The sequence below is a fragment of the Pseudomonas sp. 25 R 14 genome, assembly GCF_900004755.1.
Lineage (GTDB): Bacteria > Pseudomonadota > Gammaproteobacteria > Pseudomonadales > Pseudomonadaceae > Aquipseudomonas > Aquipseudomonas brenneri.
This window is the reverse complement of sequence record NZ_CVTS01000052.1, coordinates 192,394-214,534: the sequence shown is the minus strand read 5'-3', so window position 1 is coordinate 214,534 and position 22,141 is coordinate 192,394. Positions and strand designations below refer to the sequence as shown.

The following is a 22,141-nucleotide window of genomic DNA, read 5'->3' as shown; positions in this document are numbered from 1 at the left end:
GATAATCCTCACTTGAACATCACAACACGCGACGTTCGTTGCGCAATGTTTCTCCGAGTGAGAAACTGGCCTAATTGTGAACAGTTATCATCCACTGCCTATGTCATCTTCTTCCGCGCGCATCCTGGTCATCGAGGATGACGTCGAGCTGTGCTCCCATCTTTGTACCCATTTGAGCCGACGCGGTTTCGCCTTGAGCAGCGCGCATCGCGGTGATGAAGGCTTGAGCATGGCGCTGGACCCAGCGGTCGAGCTGATCCTGCTGGATATCATGCTGCCCAACGAAAACGGCCTGAATGTGCTGGCGCGCTTGCGCAACGAGCGGGGCACACCAGTGATTCTGATGTCGGCACTGGGCGCCGAGCAGGACCGCATCATCGGTTTCAGCCAGGGCGCGGATGACTATTTGCCCAAGCCCTTCAGCCTCGCCGAGTTGGATGTGCGTATCGACGCGTTGCTGCGGCGTGTGGCGCTTGATCGCGGTACACCTGTCTCTAGGCCGCTATGGCTGGACCTGGATGTAAATGCCCGTGATGTTCTATTCAACGGCTGCCCGGCAGGCCTGACCGCTTCGGAGTTCCGCTTGCTGTCCACCCTGCATGAGCACGTCGGCGAACCCTTGTCCAAGGCGTTCCTGTACCAGCATGTGTTGCATCGCGCCTATACGCGGCTGGATCGTGGCCTGGATGTGCATGTGTGCAATGTGCGCCGCAAGCTGGCGGCAATTAATTTGCAGGGCGTGCGCATCGAGGCGGTGCGCCATCAGGGGTATGTGCTGCTGTGTGAAGGCTTGGGCTGATGCAGCGTCGGCATCCACTGCTATGGAAAATGGCGCTGTTGCAAGTGTGTTTCTGCTTGCTGCTGGTCTGGTTGGTCTGGGGCTGGGGCTTGCAGGTCGAGCGCAGTACTTATTTTCTTGCAGAGCCTGACCGCGCGGCCCTGACCGCCTATGCCGCGCAGGCCGAAGAGGTGGCCGCAACCGGTGACGCCAAGGCCGTGGAGCAATGGCGCCAGACCCTGCAGCAACGCGAGCAGACCTGGGTCGGCGTGCTCGATCCGTTCCTGCAAAGCCTTGGCACACAACCGCTGACGGCGGCTGAGGTCAGCCACCTGACCTTTATGCGCAAGCCCAGTTGGCCCATGAGCAAACGCCTGGAGGATGAACTGCCCTATGTCAGCATCGCCTTCCCTCAACACCCGGAGCGTGGCCGCTTGGTCATGCAGTTGCCCGAGCGCTTGCTGCCACCGGGGCTGACGCCGTGGACGCATCTGTTTACCCACGGTGTGGTGCCGGTGGTTTTGGCCTTGGGCCTGGGCCTGTTGCTGTATCGCCACTTGGTGGTGCCTTTGAGCGAATTGCGCGAGCGTGCGAACGCCCTGAGTGGCGGTGACCTGGCGCCGCTGGCCAGCAGTGCCGTAACCCGTCGCGGCGACGAGTTGGGCGAGTTGGCGCGTGCCTACGAACACATGGCCGAGCGCCTGCGGCAAAGCCTGCAACAGCAACGCCAATTGTTGCGCACCTTGTCCCATGAAATCCGCACGCCCCTGGCCCGCTTGAAAATCGCCAGCGAAAGCGGCCTGGCGCGCCAGCAGTTGGAACAGCGGCTGGCGCGCGAGGTCGAGGAGATGCGGCGCCTGGTGGATGACTCCCTCAACCTGGCCTGGCTGGATACTGAACGGCCGCAGTTGCAGGCCGAAGATGTACGAGTGGCCTCGGTGTGGGAGGCGCTGGTGCAGGACGCGCATTTTGAGACGGACTGGCCATTGCAGGCGCTGGTGTGCGAGGTCGGTGAGGAGTGCGAAGTCAGGGTTCACCTCAACAGTTTCGCCCAGGCCCTGGAGAACATCCTGCGCAATGCAATCCGCCATTCCCCCCCAGGCGGTGTCATTCGCTTGAGCGGGGCACGTGAAGGCGAGACGTGGTTGCTGACCATCGAGGATCAGGGCGCTGGCGTTGCCGAGGCCGACCTGGAGCGGATCTTTGAACCCTACCTGCGCCTGGACGGTACGCCCGGTAACGGGTTTGGCCTGGGCTTGAGCATTGCCCGACGCGCCATCCAATTGCAGGGCGGCCAGTTATGGGCCAGCCAGGGCGGGCAAGGTCTGCGCATGCACCTGCGGGTGGCTGGGGCAAATGTTTAGAAAGTTAATGTTCTTTACTCGCAATTGCATCTAATTATCATCTGCGATCTTTGCTGGCCTACCGCTATCGGTGGGCTTGACGTTTCGGAGATCCCCTCATGCACCGCCTGCCGCCCCTGTCCCTGCTTGCCCTGAGTATTTGCAGCCTGCTGCCCGCCAGCAGCTTTGCCGCCGAGCCCGAGGCCCCTGCGCGTCTTGAGCTGCAAACCCAGACCGTCCTGGGCACGGCGCAGGAAGAGATCAAGCAGGCGCCCGGCGTGTCGATCATCACCGCCGAAGACATCAAGAAGCGCCCGCCGGCCAACGATCTGTCGGACATCATCCGCACCATGCCCGGCGTCAACCTCACGGGCAATTCCAGCAGCGGCCAGCGCGGCAACAACCGACAGATCGATATCCGTGGCATGGGCCCGGAAAACACCCTGATCCTGGTTGATGGCAAGCCGGTGGGCAGCCGTAACTCCGTGCGCTATGGCTGGCGCGGCGAGCGTGACAGCCGTGGCGACAGCAACTGGGTGCCCGCCGACCAGGTCGAGCGGATCGAGGTCATCCGTGGCCCGGCTGCCGCCCGCTATGGCAACGGCGCCGCCGGTGGCGTGGTGAACATCATCACCAAACAACCCGGTACCGAGACCCACGGTTCGGCGACGATCTACCACAACTTCGCCCAGCACAGCGCCGAAGGCGAGACCGAGCGCATGAACTTCGGCCTGAACGGCCCGCTCACCGACACCCTCAGCTACCGGGTGTACGGCAACGTGGCGAAAACCAATGCCGACGACGCCGATATCAACAGCGGTCATGAGTCCAAACGTACCGGTAACCAGGTCGGCACCTTGCCGGCGGGGCGCGAAGGGGTGCGCAACAAGGACGTCAACGGCCTGTTGAGCTGGAAGATGACGCCTGAGCAGACCTTGGACCTGGAAGCCGGTTTCAGCCGCCAGGGCAACATCTACACCGGTGACACCCAGAACACCAACAGCAACGCCAACGTGAAAAAACTGCTCGGCCACGAGACCAATGTGATGTACCGCGAGACCTACGCCGTGACCCATCGCGGCGACTGGGACCTGGGCACCAGCCTGGCCTACCTGCAATACGAGAAGACCCGCAACAGCCGGATCAGCGAGGGCCTGGCGGGTGGCACCGAAGGGATCTTCTCCAGCCGCGACTTCAATACCAGCGTATTGCGTGACCTGACCGCCCACGGTGAAGTCAGCCTGCCCTTGCATGCCGGGGTGGACCAGGTACTGACCGTGGGCACCGAATGGGTCGAGCAGCAACTGGATGACCCCAGCTCCAACGTGCAAACCACCACCGCCGGGGGCAGCGTGCCTGGGCTGGCCGGGAGCAACCGCAGCAGCTCGTCCTCGGCGCGGATCTTCTCGGTGTTCGTCGAGGACAATATCGAACTGCGCCCTGGCACACGCCTGACCCCGGGCCTGCGCATGGACCACCACGACGTGGTGGGTGACAACTGGAGCCCGTCGCTTAACCTGTCCCAAGTGCTCACCGACACCCTGACCCTGAAAGCCGGGATCGCCCGTTCCTACAAGGCGCCCAACCTCTACCAGCTCAACCCCAACTACTTGCTGTATAGCAATGGCCAGGGTTGCTACGGGCAGACCACCAGTTGCTACCTGCAAGGCAATGCCGACCTGGATGCCGAAACCAGCGTCAACAAGGAGCTGGGGATCGAGTACCGCAATGACGGGGTTGTGGCGGGCCTGACGTACTTCCGTAACGATTACAAAAACAAGATCGAGTCGGGCCTGACTCCGGTCGGCAGCGCCAGCGGCGGCACCGGCACCACGGCCAACGCGAGTATCTTCCAGTGGGAAAACGTGCCCAAGGCCCTGGTCGAAGGGCTGGAAGGCACCCTGGCCCTGCCGTTGACCGAGCAGTTGAACTGGACCAACAACTTCACCTACATGCTGCAATCGAAAAACAAGCAGACCGGCGATGTGCTGTCCGTCGCGCCCAAGTACACCTTGAACTCGATGCTCGACTGGCAGGCCAGCGATGACCTGTCCCTACAAATGAGCGTGGCCTGGTACGGCAAGCAAACCCCGAAAAAATACGACTACCACGGCGAGCGCGTGACGGGGTCGGGCAACAACCAGCTATCGCCGTATGCTATTGCCGGGGTCAGCGGTACGTACGCCTTCACCCAGAACCTGAGCCTGACGGCCGGCGTCGACAACCTGTTCGACAAACGCCTGTGGCGCGAAGGCAATGCCCAGGGTGTAGCGAATATCGAAGGGGCAGGCGCCGCGACCTATAACCAGTCCGGTCGTACCTTGTACACCAGCCTCACGGCGTCCTTCTGATGGGGCGCCTGATCAGCCTGGCGCTGTTGCTGATGGCCCAGGCTGCCGTCGCCAAACCTGCACCTGATCAGTTGATGGATGCGCCGGTGTTGCGTGAGGCCAGTGCCTACAGGTTCAGCACCCTGGAGCTGGAGTCGGCGGATGGCGCTCGCCATTACCGGATCTGGCTGGGGCAGCCGCCTGCGGTGAGTGACGCCAGCCCGGTGGCGTACCTGCTCGATGGCAACGCCGCGATGGCCGCGCTGGACAGCCAGGGTTTGAATCAATTGGCGCAGAGTGCGTCACCGCCGGTGTTGGTCGCCGTGGGTTATGCCACGCCGCTGCGCATCGAGCGCAATGCACGCACCTTCGACTACACGCCAAGGGTCGGCAGTGCCGTGGAGCAACGGGATCCGTTGACTGCGGTGCCCAGTGGCGGTGCGGATGTATTTTTGGATTTGCTGAGCGGAAATATCCGCCCGCAGGTCAATCAGCGTCTGGGTATCACCCCGCAGCGGCAATTGCTATGGGGCCACTCCTATGGCGGCCTGCTGGTGCTGCATGCCTTGCTGACGCGCCCGCAAGCCTTCGATGACTACGCCGCCGCGAGTCCTTCGTTGTGGTGGAATCAAGGCGTGGTGAGCGCCGAGTCTCAAGCTCTGGCACAACGCTTGAACGGCAGCCGGCCGCGCTTGCTGCTGATGCGTGGCGACCTGGAACCGGCCAGCCCGGCCAGTGTGTCGCCGTCCAAAGAGGCCAGCGACACGGCGTTCAAGACGCTAGTGGGCAGCCTGCAACAGGTCCATGGCTTGCAGGTACGCCAGCAGACCTTTGCCGGATTGGGCCACGGCCCGATGTTGCCGGCATCGTTGCGCTACACATTGCAGATGCTCAGCCAAGGCAGTCATGCCCGCCAGAGTGGTTCGCCCTCGTCATCCAGCGTCCAGTGAGGCAGGCCGGGCATGATCTGCACGCCACCGACCCAACGTGTGTGGCTTGCATGGTCTGGCCAGTACGCGCGGCCTTGCAACACCCTGGCGCCCAGCGGTGTCAGGGTCAATGTGCGGCCGGGCCATGGCAGATCAGCCTCGGACTCCGTCAGCAATGGATCGGCTCCGTCGATCAAGGGACGCAGCAGGGCATGAAACATCATGTCGCCGAGAAAGGGCAGGGGCTCACGCTTGGCCATCAACTCGGCGAACACCCGGGCAAACGCCGTGGGGCCGACCTCGGCGAGATACTGCAGGGCCAGGCGCTCGGTCAGCGACAGGCCATCGCGAGCGCCTGGTAGCTCCTGTAACTGCCGGCGCAATGCCGGGGCCAGCAAGGGCAGGCAGGGATGAGTGGCGTGGGCCAGTTGCGCCAGATTCACTGGCGAACTGTTGCAATAGGCGGCCCATGCTTGCCGGGCCAGTTGGCGCATGGCTTCATCGACAGGTCGCCGTTGTGGCCACAGCCAAGCCAATACCGGTGGCGCCAATTGGCCGATGCCGATAAAGCGTTGCACGCCGGGGATGCGGTCGACTTCGATCAGTTCCAGCCTGGTGGGCACGCGCTCAAGCCCGGCCAGCGCACGGATCAAAAACAACTGGTCATAGGCATCGGCCTCGCACCACAGCACGCTGTGATCGGCACTGCCCAGTTCCTCAAGATGCTGGTATTCGTCGTCCAGGCGGCGTGCGGCATCTGCCAGGTCTAGGGCAAACGCCTGGCTGATGAACCGCGCCCGCGTTGCCCGGTAGGCCTCGCCCGGCAAGGCCTGGACCGGGCCCATGCACAGCGGATCCGTGAGCATCCGAAACCGTCCCTTGAACCCCGCCACACCAAGGCTGTGGGCAATATCATTGCCGCAGCGCCAATGGGTGGTGCGCGCTTCATCGCTGGCCTCGAAACCTGGGTGGTTGGCGGCAAAATCCACGGCGTCCACATGGGCCTTGAGCTTGGGCCAACTGCTGAAACCCAACTGCCGGGCAACCAGCCATTGAGCATCGGAAAGGGTCGGTGGCAGGTTGGCAACCTGCGCCAGTTCAGCGGGCGCCGTGCCTTGTTTCATACGCTGCAAAAGCTCCTTGGCGCGCTTGCGCTGCTGCTCAAGGTTGATACGACCGTCAGTGGCCGGTGAGGCGGGGCGTTGCGACATACGATCTCCTTGCACAAACCTTGTCCGCTTTAAGGTTGGGAGTCGTAGTGATGGGGTATGCAGTCATGTCCTGGGCGCAGCCCTTTCCGCGGAAGGTGGCGTAGAGGGCGCCTGGCGCGAATATAGGCAGGGGAGAGGTTGATTGCAAGGCGTTCTGTTTCCAGATGTTGAAATATGCAACTTCTCCAAGAGCCGGAAAAACCGTTGAGGTAGCCTTGTTTCCTACAGACAACAAGGAGTCGTCATGCAACGAAGAACCATCAATCCCCCGACAGTCTTCAACTCCCTGCAATACGGTTTCAGCCAGGCCATGGAAGTGCGTGAGGGGCGGCGTATTCTCTTGTCTGGTCAGGTAGGCGTGGACGCTGACGAACGCACCGTCGGCCCAGGCATCGCCGAGCAGACCGCCACGGCCCTGGACAATATCGAAAAGGTCCTGGCGGCGGTCGAGGGCGATCTGTCCCATGTGATTATGCTGCGCCTGTACATCGTCGAGTCCGCCCGCGATCAGCAGGAACCCATCGCCGCCGCTTTGCGCGAGCGTTTTCCGCGCAACCCGCCGCCGTCGTCATGGATCATCGTCAGCGGTTTGTCGCTGCCCGAGTGGTTGATCGAGATCGAGGCGGAGGCGCTGATCCCAGGGTAATCAATAACGCATCATGACCGACTTGAGTTCGGTGTAGTCCTCGATAAACGCACTGCCAAACTCGCGGCCAATTCCCGAGGATTTGTTGCCACCGAATGGTACGGCCGGGTCGAGCAGGGTGTGCATGTTGACCCACACCGTGCCGGCGTTGATGGCCGGGACCATACGCAGGGCCTTGCCCAAGTCGTTGGTCCACAGGCTGGCGCTGAGGCCGCCGGCAGTGTGGTTCATCAGTGCCAGCAACTCGTCCTCGTCGTCGTAGGGCAGGAACGTGGCGATGGGGCCGAAGGTTTCTTCGGTGAGCAGCGTATCGTTGATGCTGTTGGCGAGGATCACCGTGGGCTCGACGTAGCAACCGGGTCGATCCATCGGTTGGCCGCCGTAGATAATCGTGTTGTTTTCGGCGCGGGCGGTGGCAAAAAAACCTTCCAGCTTCGCTTGGTGTTGGCGATGGGTGACCGGGCCGAATTCGGTGCGCTCATCCAGCGGCGAGCCGATATTCAGTGCGCTCAAACGCTGGGCCAGGGCCTCCATGACTGGGTTGATTTGCGAGCGGTGGACGAAGAAGCGCTCGGCCGCCGCACAGATCTGCCCCGAGTGCAGGAACCCGGCCTCGATAATGCCGTTGACGGCGGTTTCCAGCGGCACATCGCGTAGGAACGCCGCCGCGTTTTTGCCACCCAGCTCCAGAGTCGCCCGCGTCAGGCCGGCGCCCATGGCCGCGCGGCCGACCGCAATGCCGGTGGGCACCGAACCGGTGAACGACACCTTGTCGGTGCCGGGGTGTTCGATCAGCCCCTTGCCCACCTGGCCACCGCCGGTCAGCACGTTCAGCACACCGGCGGGCAGGCCGGCTTGCACCGCCAGTTCGGCAATGCGCAGCAGGGTCAGCGGCGTGAATTCGCTGGGTTTGATGATGATGCTGCAACCGGTCACCAGGGCCGAGGCGAGTTTCCAGATGGCAATCATGGTGGAGAAATTCCACGGCACGATGCCGACCACCACGCCGACCGGTTCGCGCAGGGTGAAGGCGGTGTAGCGCTCGCCGGCAAACGAGGGCAGCGACGGGGTGAGGGTCTGGCCGCTGATCTTGGTTGCCCAGCCCGCGTAATAGCGCAGGAAATGCGCGGCCTGGTCCACTTCAAAGGCGCGGGAAATCTGGATGATCTTGCCCGACTGGCAGGTCTCGATCTGCGCCAGTTCCTCGCGGTTTTGCTCCAGCAGGTCAGCCAGTTTCAGCAGCACATTGCCACGTACCGCCGGGGCGGTTTGTGACCACTGTTTGAAGCCGTGCCGGGCAGACGCCACGGCCAGCTCAATATCAGCCGCTTGCGCATCGATCACCGTCGCGATGACCTTGCCGGTGGCGGGGTTGATTACCTCCAGGGTCTGGCTGGACTGGCTGGGGACGTAGTGGCCGTCGATGAACAGGCCATGGTCTCGACGCAAGAAGGCTTCGACCTGGGGCAGCAGCGCGATATCGCTCATGGGGTGTTCCTGATCAAAAAGGAAAGCCTGAGGCTAACCAACGCGCAAGGTCACGGCTTGACTGTGCCTGCCGGGGCGTATGTCTGTGGCTGCCATGAGGGGGGCAGAGCGCCCCTGTGGGAGCGAGCAAGCCCGCTCCCACATTGGGATGGCGGTAAGTATCCATAGCTCAGAACGGCACAGCGACCACCAACTGGCTGTACACATTGGTGCCATTGCCGCCGACCTGGTTGCCGCCGGTGTCCTGGTCCTTGTCCGGTTGGTACAGGCCAATCAACGGCGTGATGATCAGGTGGTCATTCACCGCCCATTCGGCATACAGGTCCAGCTCACGGCCATCGAGGTCGAGCATGTTGCGTTTGCTCACGGTCGTGTAGTCGAAGAACAGCGCGCCGAGGGTCAGGTTGTCCAGCGGCTTGACCTTGAGTGCCACATGTTGCACCGAAGTGTTGGTGTTGTAGGGGCCGGAGTAGTTGCCTGCCACTTCGCCCTGGACCCAGGTGCCAAAGCCCCGGTTGAAACCGGCAAACAGTGCATCCCAGTTCTTCGAATAGCGCGCATAACGGTAGGTCAGGTCCGGCGACCAGGGCAGGTCGGCAAAGGTATAGCCGGCTTCGGCGTACCAGGCTTTTTCCGGCCCTGGATCCTTGTCCTGCCAGGCGTATTCGAACGAGAAGTGCGCATTGTCGATCCCGGCATTCCCGCTGCCGCGCAGGCTGTAGAGGTTCATGCCCTTGCGTTGCTTTTGCACGTCACTGGCATAGCGTTCGTCGACATCAATGCCATGCAGGTACGTCAGGCCCAGGGTGCCCGGTGCGGCGCTGTATTCCAGGGTGCCGATGGCCATTTCGGTCAGGGCCTGGGCGCGGTTGTCGGACTCGATCCACATCAGGCTGCCATGCAGGCCGTCCTTGCCGCCCAGGCGCACCACCGCTGCCTTGTCGAAGGCATGCCGCGCCGCGATGTAATAGGCGCCACCGCGATCGAACTCACCATCGGCCACGCCATTGCCCAGGTTCGGGCCGTCGTCATTGATGATAAAACCATCGCCCACGGTGATGATCTGGCGCCCGTACGACAGGTCCAGGCCATCCTTGCCCAACGCGGGCAACAGATTGCCCGAGCGCCAGCCGGCAAAGGCTTCCTCGAACTTGGTGGTGCGCTCGCTGCCGTCGGTCACGCGGGAAGCATCGCCATCGCCCCAGGTACCCGAACTCACCAGATTGGTGGTGCCGTACACACTGCCCAGGTCGCCCAGGCGCTGGTCGATGCTCACGCCATATTTGATAAAGCCTTCACGCCAGGTCGAACCGCCCGGGCTGCCCTCGTAGTTCTTGCGGCTGTTGAACATCCCGTACACCGCGAGAAAGTTGCCGGTGACGGTGGTGTCGTCGTCGGCATACAGTTCGATTGCCTGGGCCGCAGGTTGGCCGATCAACAGCGCCAGACCCAGGCCGACGACCGGGTGCAGGTGGTGGGTTTTGCGTGTGTGCTCCATTGTTATAGTCCCCAGCAAGATGAAGTTGAGGGGGCATTAGGGCGAGCGTCGGCAGCGCAAGTCTTTCACCTGCGTGCCAGGCAATTGATCCTGGCCGCCAGGCCGCGAGCCCTGGCAGGGAGCAACAAAACCAGCGGCAGCCAGGGGCAAGACGATCAGGTTGGGCGGGGCGCACAGTGCAAGCACTTCTAAAAATCCCCTTCGAGGATCTGCACCATGTCGATCAATGACAGACTTACCGCGCACCTGAACCGGGGCACGGTGGGTTTTCCCACCGCGTTGGCCAGCACCATTGGCCTGATCATGGCAAGCCCGGTGATTCTCACCGCGACCATGGGCTTTGGCATCGGCGGCAGCGCGTTTGCGCTGGCCATGCTGATCGCCGTGGTGATGATGCTGGCCCAGGCCACCACCTTCGCCGAGGCCGCATCGATCCTGCCCACCACCGGCTCGGTGTACGACTACATCAACTGCGGCATGGGTCGTTTCTTTGCGATCACCGGCACCTTGTCGGCCTACCTGATCGTGCATGTGTTTGCCGGCACCGCCGAGACCATCCTTGCCGGCGTCATGGCCCTGGTGAACTTCGAGCACCTCAATACCCTGGCCGAATCCGCCGGCGGCTCCTGGTTGCTTGGGGTCGGCTTTGTGCTGGTGTTTGGTGTGCTCAATGTGTTCGGTGTCAGTGCCTTTGGCCGCGCCGAAATCATCCTGACCTTCGGTATGTGGACCACCTTGATGGTGTTTGGCGTGCTGGGCTTGATCGCTGCGCCGGCGGTGCAACTGGACGGCTGGTTTGGCGAATCCCTGGTGGGCAGCGACCTGGTGACGGTGTTGTCCCTGGTGGGCATGGCGATGTTCATGTTTGTCGGCTGCGAGTTCGTCACCCCGCTGGCGCCGGACTTGCGCCAGTCGGCCAAGGTCATGCCGCGGGCAATGATGCTTGGCCTGATGGGCGTGGCGACGTGCATGTTCATCTACGGCGCGGCGATGAAACGCCAGGTAGAAAACGTGGTGCTGGACGCGGCCAGCGGCGTGCATTTGCTGGATACACCCATGGCGATTCCACGCTTCGCCGAACAGGTGATGGGGCAGATCGGGCCGCTGTGGCTGGGGGTCGGCTTTCTGTTTGCGGGCGCCGCCACCATCAATACCTTGATGGCGGGTGTGCCACGGATTCTCTACGGCATGGCGGTGGATGGCGCGTTGCCGAAGGTGTTCACCTACCTGCATCCACGCTTCAAGACCCCGGTACTGTGCATCCTGGTAGCGATGTTGATCCCCTGCCTGCACGCGCTGTACCTGGGCGGTAACACCGATAACATCATGCACCTGGTGCTGGCGGCGGTGTGTGCCTGGAGTTTTGCCTACCTGCTGGTGACGGTGTCGGTGGTGATCCTGCGCATTCGTCGTCCCGACTTGCCGCGTGCGTACCGCTCGCCGCTGTTCCCGTTGCCGCAGATCCTGTCCAGCGCCGGCATTCTGCTGGGCATGTGGTTTATCACACCACCGGGGATGAATCCGGCGGATATCTACATCCCGTTCGGCGTGATGCTGGGCGGTACTGCGGTGTATGCGCTGTTCTGGACCCTGGTGGTGCAGAAGGTCAATCCATTCATGCCGGCGTCGGTGGAAGACGTGCTGGCCAAGGAGTTTGCCAATGAACCGGGTCACACTCACCACGGCTATGTCAGCGCTGCGGCAAAAACTGTCTGAACTGTTCAGCGCACAACGGGCGCCGGCGGGCTATCAGCCGGGGCGCACCCTTGGGCAACTGCGGCGCAACCTGGGGCTGGCACGGTTCGAGTGGGTCTCGCCGACCCTGGCGCGGGCCATCCTGGACGATGACAGCCTGCACCTGGAAATTTGCGAGCGCACCGAGTCGCAGCTGTTGATGCACCTGGTCATGAGCGAATTCAGCCTGCGCCTGCCTGCCTCGACAGAGGGCGCGGCACACTTTGAATTGCACCATGGCGGGGCCATCCGGCGCACGGGGATCTGCTGTCGGCAACGTACCGGCGAACGCGCATTGTTGGGGCAACTGCAGGCGTGTTTGCAGCAGGACAGTGCCCTGCATGGGGCATTGATGCTCCTGGATTTCAAGCGCCTGCATATCGAGCTGCACGGCCGTCAGTGGCTCGTGCGCCTGGAGCATATGGGCGGCAGCGAGGTGGTCAACCGCATGCCGGCCTTTCGGCGCTACATCGCCTTGAGCCGCGTGCAGCGGGATGCGCTGCTGGCTGTGCTGGCCGGCCTGCAACGCGTATTGCGCACGCTCTGATTGGCATTATTAGTGCTAACACAATGGCAGACAGGTACTTGTTGCGCGCATATAGGTAACATGTTAACTATTGCCCGACAAAAATAATAAGCCATTGTGGAGACACCCATGGGTATCCAACAGAGTGCACAACAGGGGCTCGACACCTGGAACCGCGACTTGCGTGCGATGTGCGGCCACTTCGACACCGAACTGGCTTTCAACCGTTCGCTGTTTATCGGCGAGTTTTCCATGCTTTCAAGCGGCGGGTTGCCCTTGGCCAGCCTGCGTACCAACGCCGGTCTGATCAAGCGCCAAGTGACCAATCCCGACCATGATAACGACCAGGATTGCTTTTTGGTCAGCCAGCGCAGCGGCTATTCACAGGTCGTGCAGAACGGCCAGCGGGTGCAACTGGCCCCTGGCGAACTGCTGCTGATGGACTCGGTGGGCTCCATTGAAATCACCCCGTTCGGCTTGATCGAACATATCTCGCTGTCGTTGCCGCGTGCCCAGGTGTGCAAGCAGATGGGCAGCCAAGCGAAGACCTTTGGCAAGATTTCCTCCAGCAAAGCCTGTGGGCGCATGCTGCATGTGTTGATGGACCAATTGTGCAAGGGCAGCGAAGGCGCCGAGGATGAGGTCGAGGCGTTGCAGCGTGCTTTTGTGTCGCTGCTGGGCTCAGCCCTGGAGCAGGATGACGACGCGCGCGACGACACCACCGCGTTGCAAGGCAACAACCTGCGCAGCTACGTGCAGAAAGTCATTGATGAGTCCTTGAGCCAGCCTGGCCTGAGCCCTGTCGGCCTGGCCAGCCGCTTGAACATCTCGGTGCGTCATTTATACCGGCTGTTCGAGGAGCAGGACGACAGCGTCTGCCGTTACATCCAGCGTGCGCGGCTCAAACGCAGTGCGGATGACTTGACCAACCCGTTCTTGCGTAGCGAGTCGATCACTTCGATTGCCTATAAATGGGGCTTTACCGATTCGGCGCATTTCAGCCGTTCGTTCAAGAAGCAGTTTGACCTGTCGCCCAAGGCATTTCGTTCCAGCCGGATGGCCTGAACTCCAATCATCAACCACCACACACCGAATGTGGGAGCGGGCTTGCTCGCTCCCACATAGAGCAAAGTAGTTATACGACCGCGAAGTAGTGTTTGACGAAACTCTCGCTCAGCACTTCCCACAGCACTGGCGTGCCCTGGGTCACGAACCAGCTGTCGCCCGCTTTGTAGGTGGTGGTTTGGCCGCTGGCCTCGTCGGTCAGACGCACTTCGCCGGTGACCACCGTGGCCTGTTCGTTAAACGGGTAGACCATGCGGAACTTGCCCTGGGTGGTGCCGAAATAGGCGCTGCTGACCTTGTCGGTGGGCGCACCAAAGGTCATTTTGCCGAAGGCCTTGAGTTCGCCTTCGAGGATTTCGGAACCGAGATCGACAACGGTGCCCCAGGCGTCGAGTTCAGACAGTTGGATATCTTTTTTGAGGGTAACAAGGGTCATTGCAGTTGCTCCAGAGGGATAAAAAAGGGGTTAGCGGCGACCATTCCAGTAGCCGGACAGTTGGTGCCAGGATTTGCCGGCGGTCAGCAACAGTGGGCGGATCGCGTCCTTGCCGATAATCGTCGGGCGATGCACCGAGCTGACCAGGTCATAGCGCGCCGAGCCTTCGCTCATGCCTTCGGCCAGGACCTTGCAGATGATGTGGCTGGGGGTGACACCGAAACCCGAATAACCCTGGACGAAGAACGCATTGCTGCGTCCCGGCAGAGTGCCGATCTGCGGGAACAGGTTCGGGCTGCAGGCCATCGGGCCACCCCAGGCCAGGTCGATCTTCACGTCCTTGAGGTAGGGGAAAATTTTCAGCATCAGCTTGCGGTTCCAGGCTTTCAAGTCGCCGGGAATGTGCTCCACCAACGGCGTGGCAGCGCCGAACAACAGGCGGTTCTCGTTGGTCACCCGGTAGTAGTCGATCACCGGACGGATATCGCTGTAGGCCCCGCGAATCGGGCTGATGCGCTGGATCAGCTCTTCGCTCAACGGCTCGGTCATCATCTGGAAGGCGTAGGTGTTGATGGTCGAGCGATGCAGCTCCGGCTCCAGCTTGTTGAGGAAACTGTCACAGGCCCACAACAACTTGCTGGCCTTGACCGAGCCGCGCCCGGTGCGCACGGTGATGCGCTCGCCGTAGCTGACTTCCAGTGCCGGGCTGTTCTCGAAGATCCGCACGCCATGGCCGGCGAGGGCGGTGGCTTCGCCCAGCAGCAGGTTCAGCGAATGCACATGCCCGCCACCCATGTGCAGCAGGGCGCTGCTGTAGGCGTCGGAGCCGATGATCTGCTTGACGTCGGAGCCGCCGAGGAAGCGGATTTCATGTTTGCTGTTGATCGACTTGAAGTCTTTTTCCCAGGCCCGCAGGGTCTTTTCCTGGCGAGCGTTGAAACCCATGTAGCCATAGCCGTGGCAGAAGTCGGCATCGATGTTGTACTTGGCGATACGGTCCTTGATGATGTCGGCGCCCAGGTCGCTGATCTCGAAGACTTGGCGCAGACCGTCCTCGCCCACGTCTTTCTTGATCTTCTCCAGGTCGTGGCCGATGCCGGCCATGATCTGCCCGCCATTGCGCCCGGTGCCGCCAAAGCCCAGGTAGCGCGCTTCCAGCACGACGATATTGGCGATGCCTTTTTCCGCCAGTTCCAGGGCGGTATTGATCCCGGAAAAGCCGCCGCCAATCACCACGACGTCGGCCTCGATGTCCTGTTCCAGGGTGGGAAAGCTCAGGTTGTACTTCTTGGTAGCGGTGTAATACGTAGGGGTTTCGATGTTGATCATGGCGCAGCCTGAAAAGTGAAGGAAGGCTCTAAAGCAGTGTCTTCATTAGGGCCCCTGGCGCGATCATTGTCTTGATCCTGCGTGCCGGGGCTTTTGATTCAGCGCGCCATGGACGTGCGCGACCCCTAAGTTATAGCGCGAGCGCGGGGCGGGGATGTTAGAGTTTCGTTAAAACATTAACTAAATATCACGTGATTCTGACTTTATGCTCAAACCCCGGCAATCCCTGACCCTCACCCTGTTACAGGCCCGCGAAGCGGCCATGAGTTTTTTCCGCCCATCGCTGAACGAGCACGGCCTGACCGAGCAGCAATGGCGGGTGATCCGCATCCTCAATCAGCACGACGAACTGGAGATTTATCAACTGGCGGAACTGGCCTGCATTCTCAAGCCGAGCATGACCGGTGTGCTGGTGCGCATGGAAGCGGCGGGGATGATCCACCGGCGCAAGGCCGAGCAGGATCAAAGACGGGTCCTGGTGACCCTGGCGGACAAGGGCCGGGCGAGTTTTGCGTCCATGAGCCAGTGCATGGAGGCCAACTATCAGCGCTTGCAGGAGCAGTTGGGGGCACAGAAGTTACAGACCTTGCTGGGGCTGCTCGATGAGCTGAAAAACATCAAGCGCTGAACACCACAGCCCCAAAATGTGGGAGCGGGCTTGCTCGCGAAAGCGGAGTGTCAGTCGATACATTCGGTGACTGAACCACTGCTTTCGCGAGCATTGGGTCCTGTGGTGTTTGAAGATTATCAGTACACGCCACCCGTGCTGACCGGTGCCTGGGTGCCTTTGAATTTCCCCACCAACCCTTGCAACCCACGCATCAGCACGGTGGTATCCACCCCGACCGCGACAAACCCGGCCCCCAGCTCGATATAACGCCGGGCCAGTTTCTCATCGGCACTGAGAATCCCCGCAGCCTTGCCCGCCTGGCGAATCCGTGCGATGGCATCTTCGATGGCGGCTTGCACATCCGAGTGCCCCGGATTGCCCCGGTGCCCCATGGATGCACTCAAGTCCGCCGGGCCGATAAACACTCCATCGACGCCTTCAACGGCGGCAATCGTATCCAGGTTCGCCAGGCCTTGCAGGCTTTCGATCTGCACCAACAGGCACATCTGCGCATCGGCCTGGTCCAGGTAGCCGTCGATGCTGTTCCAGCGCGAAGCCCGCGCCAGGGCGCTGCCCACCCCGCGTATGCCCTGGGGCGGATAACGCATGGCGCGCACCAGCTCCCGAGCCTGGGCGGCGCTTTCGACCATCGGTACCAACAAGGTCTGTGCGCCGATATCCAGCACCTGCTTGATCAACGCGGTATCACCGATCACCGGGCGAATCACCGCCTCGCTGGCGTAGGGCGCCACGGCCTGCAATTGGCCGAGCATGCCGCGCAGGTCGTTGGGTGCGTGTTCGCCGTCGATCAACAACCAATCGAAACCGGCATTGGCCGCCAGCTCCGCACAGTAGGCGTCGGCCAGCCCGAGCCACAGGCCGATTTGCGCTTCACCGCTATTGAGCCGCTGCTTGAAGCGGTTGACAGGCATGTCCATGAAACAGTCCTCCTGAGGTCAGACGAAACGGCAGGAAATCGAGCCGAGCATGTCGTAGTCGACATGGAAGGTGTCGCCCGGGCTGGCCGCCACGGGGCGGGTGAAGGAACCACCGAGGATGATCTGCCCCGGCAACAACGTGACGTCGTAGGGCGCCAGCTTGTTGGCCAGCCAGGCCACGCCCTTGGCCGGGTGGTTGAGCACGGCGGCCGAGACCCCGGACTCTTCTATCACGCCGTTGCGGTACAGCACGGCCGGTACTTTGCGCAGGTCGATCTCGGTCGGGCGCACCGCACGGCCACCCATGACCACGCCCGCATTGGCGGCGTTGTCGGAGATGGTGTCGAACACCTTGCGTGTGGCCTTGGTGTGCGGGTCGATCTGCTGGATGCGTGCGTCGATGATCTCCAGGGCCGGGATCACCCACTCGGTGGCGTCGAGCACATCGAAGATCGTGCAGTTGGGTCCCTTGAGTGGCTTGCCGAGGATAAACGCCAGCTCCACTTCGACCCGCGGCACGATAAAGCGCTCGAACGGAATGTCGGTGCCTTCCTCAAACAGCATGTCGTCGAGCAGCGCACCGTAGTCCGGCTCGGTGATGTTCGACGATACCTGCATGGCCCGCGAGGTCAGGCCGATCTTGTGCCCGACCAGCTTGCGCCCGCCCTTGATCTTCTGGGCGACCCAGGCGCGCTGGATGGCGTAGGCGTCCTCGATCGTGATGCCTGGATGATCGAGGGAAAACTGGCGTACCTGTTCGCGGCTGCGTTCGGCGTGGTCCAGTTGGGCGGCGGCTTGCAGGATGAGCTGTGGATCAAGCATGACGAAACTCTCTTACTGAGGATTGACGATGGCGGCGTTGGTGCGCAACACCAGCAGGCCGCCAAGGGCGATAAACAGCGCCAGCACATACAGGGCCAGGCTCGCGCTTTGGGTAGTGTCGCGCATCCAGCCGATCAGGTACGGCGCGAGGAACGAGGCGATGCTGCCGAACGAACTGATCATGGCGATTCCGGCGGCCTGGGTGCAGTTGGACAGGAACGCCGGTGGCAGTTGCCAGAACATCGGCAGCGCGGCGCTGGCACCCATGCCGGCGATGATCAGGCCGCTCATCACCAACAGCGGATTGCCCGGTGCCAGGCCGGTGATGGCGATGCCCACGGCGGCCATCAGCAACGGTACGCACAAGTGCCAGCGGCGTTCGCGGTTACGGTCCGAGGAGCGTCCGCAGCCGATCATGAAGAAACACCCGGCCAGGTACGGCACGGCACTCAACAGGCCGACCTGGCTGTCACGGCCGATGCCGGCGCCATGGATCAGGGTGGGCATCCAGAACGCCAGGGTGTTGACTGCCAGCATCACGGCAAAATAGATCGCGACCAGCAGCCAGACTTGTGGGTCGCGGATGATCCCGCCAAAGGAGGTAATGGATTTGCGTTTTTCCTCGGTACTCAACTGCTCGCGCAGCTGTTGCTTTTGCGTGTCGTTGAGCCACTTCACCGTTTCAAAACTGTCCGGCAGGCACTTGAGGACCACCAGGCCCAACAGCACTACCGGTGCGCCTTCGATCAAGAACATCCACTGCCAGCCGCGCATGCCGCCAAAGTCGTGGAAGTTCTCCAGGATCGCGCCGGACAGTGGCCCGCCAATCACCCCGGCCATGGGTACGGCGATGGCGAACAGGGCGGTGATCTGCGCCCGGCGACGGGCCGGGTACCAACGGTTGAGAAACACCAGGATCCCCGGGAAGAAGCCAGCCTCGGCCACCCCCAGCAGAAAACGCAGGACATAGAAGCCGCTGGCGCTTTCGACCCACAGCATGCTGGTGGACAGGATGCCCCACACCACCATCAGGCAGGCAATCCAGCGCCGTGGGCCGACGCGGTCCAGGGCGATGTTGCTGGGCACACCGAACAGCGCGTAGGCGATAAAGAACAGGCCGGCACCAAAGCCATACACCGTGTCGCTGAAGTGCAGGTCGGTGCTCATCTGCATCTTGGCGAAGCCGATGTTGATCCGGTCCAGGTGGGCAAACAAATAACAGATCAGCAACAACGGCATCAGTCGCCAGGTGACGGTGCTGTGGGTGCGATCATGCTCGGCAAGGGTGACGCTGTGGGCGGTATTGGCTGTGCTCATGATGTTGTACTTTTTGTCTGAGAGGCCGTTGGGGAGGCGAGACTGCACCGTCAAGCGAATGAAACCCACTGTAGGCGCGAGCTTGCTTGCAAAGACCTCAAGGCCATCGCGGTTATCCAGCAGGCACGCGTTATCGTTGACGATCTTCGCGAGCAAGCTCGCTCCTACAGGTGATCTCGTTCAGTTGATGGATATCAGCCCGCCTGGTTGTTTAAAAACGCGTGGACGTTGTTCTGCTTGAAGTTCAGTTGCGGGTGCAGCTCGATCATCTCGAACGACAGGGCCAGCAGCCGTTGCGCCTGCAAGGCGGCGAAGTGTTCGGTGATCACCGTGAACAGGACTTGCGCCACGGCCTGGCGGGTCGGCAGGTCGCGGCCGTGGCCGACCTTGAGGGTCATGTGGACGAAGGCGTAGTCGTGCTTGCCATCGGCCATGCGCCAGGTGTCCAGGCGTACGGCGCGGCTGCGGATACCGCCCAGGGGGAACACGCCACTGTCTCCCAGCACCTGGTGGACCTTTTCAAACAGCCCCGGCAGGTCAGCCTGGGGTTCGAGGTTGTCGGTGTATTCGGCGATGAAATGCGGCATGCAAAGCCTCCTTCTGTACGCGATTCAATGTGGGAGCTGTCTCGCCGGGCGAGACAGCTCCCACATGTATTCAGAGCGGAAAAATGGCGTTGATCTGGCCGGTGCCGGAGCTGCCGAATGGCTCGGTGATGATTTCGGCCGGGCGGTTGTATTCCGGCCCGCCGAGCAACCCCAGGAGCATCGCGGTGTCGTGCATCTTGCCTTCGCCAAAGCAATGCTCGGCGTAGTCCGGGAGCATCGCGCAGAACTCCTTGAAGCGGCCTTCGCGCCACATCTGCACCACGTGCATGTCCACTTGCTTGTCGAACTCGCGGGTCCAGTTGTGGATGTTGGCTTCGGCCTCACGGTCGTCGGAGAAACGGTGCGACAGAGAGCCGGAAGCCAGCACCAGCACCTTGCGATCACTCTTCTCGATGGCCCGGCGCACGGCAGCGCCAAAGGCGAAGCTGTCTTCCAGGCGATGCCAGGCGCACCAGGCGGCGATGGAGACCACGTTGAATTTCTGTTCTTCGGGCACATCCATGTGCATGTAGCGCATGGGCACCAGGGTGCCGTATTCCAGCTCCAGGCTCGGGATGTTGTGGTTCATGGTGCGCACCCCGGCCAGGTTGGCTTCGGCGGCGATCAGTTCACCCAGTTCCGGGCAGCCGGGGTAGGCGTACTCCATGTTCTTGATGAAGTGCGGCAGCTCATTGCTGGTGTAAGTGCCCTGGAAGCGCTCGCCACCGTTGACGTGATAACCGCTGTTGACCAGCCAGTGCACATCGAACACCACGGCGGTGTCGGCCCCCAGCTCACGGGCGCGGCGCCCGATCTCCTTGTGCCCGGCAATCGCCGCGGCGCGACAACCGTGGTGCTTGCCTGGCAGTTCTGACAGGTACATGGAAGGGACGTGGCAGATTTTCGCCGCCAGGACTACTTCACCCATGATGACTCTCCTCAATTCATTATTCTTGTTGGTGCTCTGCGGACCCAGTAGGAGCGAGCTCGCTCGCGAAAAACGCAAGGTCGCCGCGTTAACCCTGACAGCCAGCGTTATCGTTAACGACCATCGCGGCGGTGCGGCGATCCGACAAGCCCGCTCCTACAGTTACACGCCCCAGCGCGGGATGTGATGGCTGCCCATGGAGATACACACGTTCTTGATCTCTGCGAATACTTCAAAGCTGTACTGGCCGCCTTCACGGCCGGTACCGGAACCCTTGACCCCGCCGAACGGCTGACGCAGGTCGCGCACGTTCTGGCTGTTGATGAACACCATGCCGGCCTCGATGCCACGGGCCAGGCGATGGGCCTTGCCGATGTCCTGGGTCCAGATATAGGACGCCAGGCCATACTCGGTATCGTTGGCCAGTCGCAGTGCCTCTGCTTCGTCCTTGAAGGGGATCAGGCACACCACCGGGCCGAAGATTTCCTCCTGGGCGATGCGCATGTTGTTGTTTACATCGGCGAACACGGTGGGCTGGATAAACTGCCCGCGTGCCAGGTGCGCCGGCAGGTTGGCCGGACGTTCCAGGCCGCCCGCCACCAGGCTTGCGCCTTCTTCGATGCCAATCTTGATGTAGCCGGTGACTTTGTCATAGTGGGCTTGAGTGATCATCGAGCCGACCTGGGTGTTCGGGTCTTGCGGGTCACCGACAATCAGGCGCTTGGCGCGGGCGGCAAATTCGGCGACGAACTGCGGGTATACGCTTTCCTGGATAAACACCCGGCTGCCGGCGGTGCAACGTTCGCCATTGAGCGAAAAGATAGTAAACAGCGCGGCATCCAGGGCGCGTTCGAGGTCGGCGTCTTCAAAAATCAGCACCGGCGACTTGCCGCCCAACTCCATGGAGTATTTTTTCAGGCCGGCGGTCTGCATGATTTTCTTGCCGGTGGCGGTGCCGCCGGTAAAGGAAATCGCCCGCACATCGGGGTGGCGCACCAGCGCATCGCCGGCAGTGGCGCCATAGCCCTGGATCACGTTGAGCACGCCATTGGGAATCCCCGCTTCAACCGCCAGGCGCCCCAGTTCGTTGGCGGTCAGCGGCGACAGCTCGGACATCTTCAGCACCGCTGTGTTGCCCAGGGCCAGGCACGGTGCGGTCTTCCAGGTGGCGGTCATGAACGGCACGTTCCACGGCGACACCAGGCCACACACACCCACCGGTTGGTAGAGGGTGTAGTTGAGCATCTGGTCGTCCACCGGGTAGCTGTGGCCGTCCATGCGCGTGCAGACTTCAGCGAAGAAATCGAAGTTGTGCGAAGCCCGCGGGATCAGCACGTTCTTGGTCTGGTGGATCGGCAGGCCGGTGTCCAGGGTTTCCAACTCGGCCAGGCGGGGCACGTTCTGCTCGATCAGTTCACCGAGCTTGCGCATCAGGCGCGCACGTTCCTTGGCCGGGGTATTGGCCCACTTGGGGAAGGCTTCCTTGGCGGCAGCCACGGCCTGGGCGACTTCCTCGGCGCCGCCGCTGGCCACTTCACCAATCGCCTCGCCAGTGGCGGGGTTGTAGTTGATGAAGGTGTCTTTGCTTTCGACCTCACGGCCGTTGATCCAGTGTTTGATCATGGT

20 protein-coding genes are annotated in these 22,141 nt (G+C 61.9%); 9 read left to right on the top strand and 11 right to left on the bottom strand.

What is annotated here, in order from left to right; translation table 11 throughout:
• Positions 1–100 precede the first annotated feature (100 nt).
• From BFQ03_RS19465 to BFQ03_RS19450, 4 genes are all read left to right on the top strand, one after another.
• Entirely contained in the window at positions 101–799 is a 699-nt protein-coding gene (locus tag BFQ03_RS19465; protein WP_065943764.1) for a response regulator transcription factor, read from the top strand.
• The gene (locus BFQ03_RS19460) at positions 799–2,142 is read left to right on the top strand and encodes a HAMP domain-containing sensor histidine kinase (RefSeq protein ID WP_065943763.1); all 1,344 of its coding nucleotides are present in this window, start codon (positions 799–801) and stop codon (positions 2,140–2,142) included. The genes BFQ03_RS19465 and BFQ03_RS19460 overlap by 1 nt, the downstream gene beginning before the upstream one ends.
• Positions 2,143–2,240: 98 nt before the next feature.
• A complete protein-coding gene (locus tag BFQ03_RS19455) occupies positions 2,241–4,472 on the top strand; it encodes a TonB-dependent siderophore receptor (protein WP_065943762.1) in 2,232 nt (743 codons plus the stop codon).
• A complete protein-coding gene (locus BFQ03_RS19450; protein WP_065943761.1) occupies positions 4,472–5,401 on the top strand; it encodes an alpha/beta hydrolase in 930 nt (309 codons plus the stop codon). The genes BFQ03_RS19455 and BFQ03_RS19450 overlap by 1 nt, the downstream gene beginning before the upstream one ends.
• Here the strand turns inward: BFQ03_RS19450 and BFQ03_RS19445 are convergent.
• Positions 5,356–6,591, bottom strand: coding sequence for a DUF1835 domain-containing protein (locus tag BFQ03_RS19445; protein ID WP_032863750.1), 1,236 nt, complete (start codon positions 6,589–6,591; stop codon positions 5,356–5,358). The two genes, BFQ03_RS19450 and BFQ03_RS19445, sit on opposite strands and share 46 nt — an antisense overlap.
• 244 nt (positions 6,592–6,835) lie before the next feature.
• Here BFQ03_RS19445 and BFQ03_RS19440 point away from each other — a divergent pair, with 244 nt between their 5' ends.
• On the top strand, positions 6,836–7,237 hold the full coding sequence (locus BFQ03_RS19440) for a RidA family protein (protein WP_032863749.1): 402 nt from the start codon (positions 6,836–6,838) through the stop codon (positions 7,235–7,237).
• Here the strand turns inward: BFQ03_RS19440 and BFQ03_RS19435 are convergent, their stop codons facing one another.
• Together BFQ03_RS19435 and BFQ03_RS19430 are read right to left on the bottom strand one after the other, a co-directional pair.
• Positions 7,238–8,725, bottom strand: coding sequence for an aldehyde dehydrogenase family protein (locus BFQ03_RS19435; protein WP_065943760.1), 1,488 nt, complete (start codon positions 8,723–8,725; stop codon positions 7,238–7,240).
• 169 nt (positions 8,726–8,894) lie between these two features.
• The gene (locus BFQ03_RS19430; RefSeq protein ID WP_032863745.1) at positions 8,895–10,223 is read right to left on the bottom strand and encodes an alginate export family protein; all 1,329 of its coding nucleotides are present in this window, start codon (positions 10,221–10,223) and stop codon (positions 8,895–8,897) included.
• Positions 10,224–10,439: 216 nt separating this feature from the next.
• Between BFQ03_RS19430 and BFQ03_RS19425 the strand changes: the two genes are divergently transcribed.
• The 3 genes from BFQ03_RS19425 (at position 10,440) to feaR (ending at position 13,548) form a co-directional block, all read left to right on the top strand.
• Complete coding sequence (locus tag BFQ03_RS19425; protein WP_032863743.1) at positions 10,440–11,939, top strand: APC family permease; 1,500 nt, start codon at positions 10,440–10,442, stop codon at positions 11,937–11,939.
• Positions 11,884–12,504, top strand: coding sequence for a DUF3156 family protein (locus tag BFQ03_RS19420; RefSeq protein WP_065943759.1), 621 nt, complete (start codon positions 11,884–11,886; stop codon positions 12,502–12,504). Before BFQ03_RS19425 ends, BFQ03_RS19420 begins: the two co-directional genes overlap by 56 nt.
• Positions 12,505–12,612: 108 nt before the next feature.
• The gene (gene feaR, locus BFQ03_RS19415) at positions 12,613–13,548 is read left to right on the top strand and encodes a transcriptional regulator FeaR (RefSeq protein WP_032863742.1); all 936 of its coding nucleotides are present in this window, start codon (positions 12,613–12,615) and stop codon (positions 13,546–13,548) included.
• Between the two features lie 70 nt (positions 13,549–13,618).
• Here feaR and BFQ03_RS19410 read toward each other — a convergent pair whose 3' ends face one another.
• Entirely contained in the window at positions 13,619–13,984 is a 366-nt protein-coding gene (locus tag BFQ03_RS19410; RefSeq protein WP_065943758.1) for a cupin domain-containing protein, read from the bottom strand.
• Between the two features lie 30 nt (positions 13,985–14,014).
• Positions 14,015–15,313: an NAD(P)/FAD-dependent oxidoreductase gene (locus BFQ03_RS19405; RefSeq protein ID WP_065943757.1), complete on the bottom strand. Its 1,299-nt coding sequence runs from the start codon at positions 15,311–15,313 to the stop codon at positions 14,015–14,017.
• Between the two features lie 205 nt (positions 15,314–15,518).
• On the opposite strand from BFQ03_RS19405, the gene hpaR reads away from it, so the two are divergent.
• A complete protein-coding gene (gene hpaR, locus BFQ03_RS19400; protein ID WP_029294338.1) occupies positions 15,519–15,941 on the top strand; it encodes a homoprotocatechuate degradation operon regulator HpaR in 423 nt (140 codons plus the stop codon).
• 119 nt (positions 15,942–16,060) lie between these two features.
• Here the strand turns inward: hpaR and hpaI are convergent, their stop codons facing one another.
• The 6 genes from hpaI to hpaE form a co-directional block, all read right to left on the bottom strand.
• On the bottom strand, positions 16,061–16,861 hold the full coding sequence (gene hpaI / locus BFQ03_RS19395; RefSeq protein WP_065943756.1) for a 4-hydroxy-2-oxoheptanedioate aldolase: 801 nt from the start codon (positions 16,859–16,861) through the stop codon (positions 16,061–16,063).
• A gap of 18 nt (positions 16,862–16,879) precedes the next feature.
• A complete protein-coding gene (hpaH, locus tag BFQ03_RS19390) occupies positions 16,880–17,683 on the bottom strand; it encodes a 2-oxo-hept-4-ene-1,7-dioate hydratase (protein WP_032863733.1) in 804 nt (267 codons plus the stop codon).
• 12 nt (positions 17,684–17,695) lie between these two features.
• The gene (locus BFQ03_RS19385; protein ID WP_032863789.1) at positions 17,696–19,000 is read right to left on the bottom strand and encodes an MFS transporter; all 1,305 of its coding nucleotides are present in this window, start codon (positions 18,998–19,000) and stop codon (positions 17,696–17,698) included.
• A 194-nt stretch (positions 19,001–19,194) separates the two neighbouring features.
• Complete coding sequence (locus BFQ03_RS19380) at positions 19,195–19,587, bottom strand: tautomerase family protein (protein WP_065943755.1); 393 nt, start codon at positions 19,585–19,587, stop codon at positions 19,195–19,197.
• 70 nt (positions 19,588–19,657) lie between these two features.
• A complete protein-coding gene (gene hpaD, locus BFQ03_RS19375) occupies positions 19,658–20,515 on the bottom strand; it encodes a 3,4-dihydroxyphenylacetate 2,3-dioxygenase (protein ID WP_032863731.1) in 858 nt (285 codons plus the stop codon).
• Positions 20,516–20,677: 162 nt separating this feature from the next.
• Positions 20,678–22,138 (bottom strand): 5-carboxymethyl-2-hydroxymuconate semialdehyde dehydrogenase, encoded by a 1,461-nt coding sequence (gene hpaE, locus BFQ03_RS19365; RefSeq protein WP_032863729.1) that lies wholly within the window; start codon positions 22,136–22,138, stop codon positions 20,678–20,680.
• Positions 22,139–22,141 lie beyond the last annotated feature (3 nt).

Bases quoted from the DNA above. Each gene is read 5' to 3' on its own strand.
- BFQ03_RS19465 (WP_065943764.1), top strand. From the start codon at position 101: ATGTCATCTTCTTCCGCGCGCATCCTGGTCATCGAGGATGACGTCGAG.
- BFQ03_RS19460 (WP_065943763.1), top strand. From the start codon at position 799: ATGCAGCGTCGGCATCCACTGCTATGGAAAATGGCGCTGTTGCAAGTG.
- BFQ03_RS19455 (WP_065943762.1), top strand. From the start codon at position 2,241: ATGCACCGCCTGCCGCCCCTGTCCCTGCTTGCCCTGAGTATTTGCAGC.
- BFQ03_RS19450 (WP_065943761.1), top strand. From the start codon at position 4,472: ATGGGGCGCCTGATCAGCCTGGCGCTGTTGCTGATGGCCCAGGCTGCC.
- BFQ03_RS19445 (WP_032863750.1), bottom strand. From the start codon at position 6,591: ATGTCGCAACGCCCCGCCTCACCGGCCACTGACGGTCGTATCAACCTT.
- BFQ03_RS19440 (WP_032863749.1), top strand. From the start codon at position 6,836: ATGCAACGAAGAACCATCAATCCCCCGACAGTCTTCAACTCCCTGCAA.
- BFQ03_RS19435 (WP_065943760.1), bottom strand. From the start codon at position 8,725: ATGAGCGATATCGCGCTGCTGCCCCAGGTCGAAGCCTTCTTGCGTCGA.
- BFQ03_RS19430 (WP_032863745.1), bottom strand. From the start codon at position 10,223: ATGGAGCACACACGCAAAACCCACCACCTGCACCCGGTCGTCGGCCTG.
- BFQ03_RS19425 (WP_032863743.1), top strand. From the start codon at position 10,440: ATGTCGATCAATGACAGACTTACCGCGCACCTGAACCGGGGCACGGTG.
- BFQ03_RS19420 (WP_065943759.1), top strand. From the start codon at position 11,884: ATGAACCGGGTCACACTCACCACGGCTATGTCAGCGCTGCGGCAAAAA.
- feaR (WP_032863742.1), top strand. From the start codon at position 12,613: ATGGGTATCCAACAGAGTGCACAACAGGGGCTCGACACCTGGAACCGC.
- BFQ03_RS19410 (WP_065943758.1), bottom strand. From the start codon at position 13,984: ATGACCCTTGTTACCCTCAAAAAAGATATCCAACTGTCTGAACTCGAC.
- BFQ03_RS19405 (WP_065943757.1), bottom strand. From the start codon at position 15,313: ATGATCAACATCGAAACCCCTACGTATTACACCGCTACCAAGAAGTAC.
- hpaR (WP_029294338.1), top strand. From the start codon at position 15,519: ATGCTCAAACCCCGGCAATCCCTGACCCTCACCCTGTTACAGGCCCGC.
- hpaI (WP_065943756.1), bottom strand. From the start codon at position 16,861: ATGGACATGCCTGTCAACCGCTTCAAGCAGCGGCTCAATAGCGGTGAA.
- hpaH (WP_032863733.1), bottom strand. From the start codon at position 17,683: ATGCTTGATCCACAGCTCATCCTGCAAGCCGCCGCCCAACTGGACCAC.
- BFQ03_RS19385 (WP_032863789.1), bottom strand. From the start codon at position 19,000: ATGAGCACAGCCAATACCGCCCACAGCGTCACCCTTGCCGAGCATGAT.
- BFQ03_RS19380 (WP_065943755.1), bottom strand. From the start codon at position 19,587: ATGCCGCATTTCATCGCCGAATACACCGACAACCTCGAACCCCAGGCT.
- hpaD (WP_032863731.1), bottom strand. From the start codon at position 20,515: ATGGGTGAAGTAGTCCTGGCGGCGAAAATCTGCCACGTCCCTTCCATG.
- hpaE (WP_032863729.1), bottom strand. From the start codon at position 22,138: ATGATCAAACACTGGATCAACGGCCGTGAGGTCGAAAGCAAAGACACC.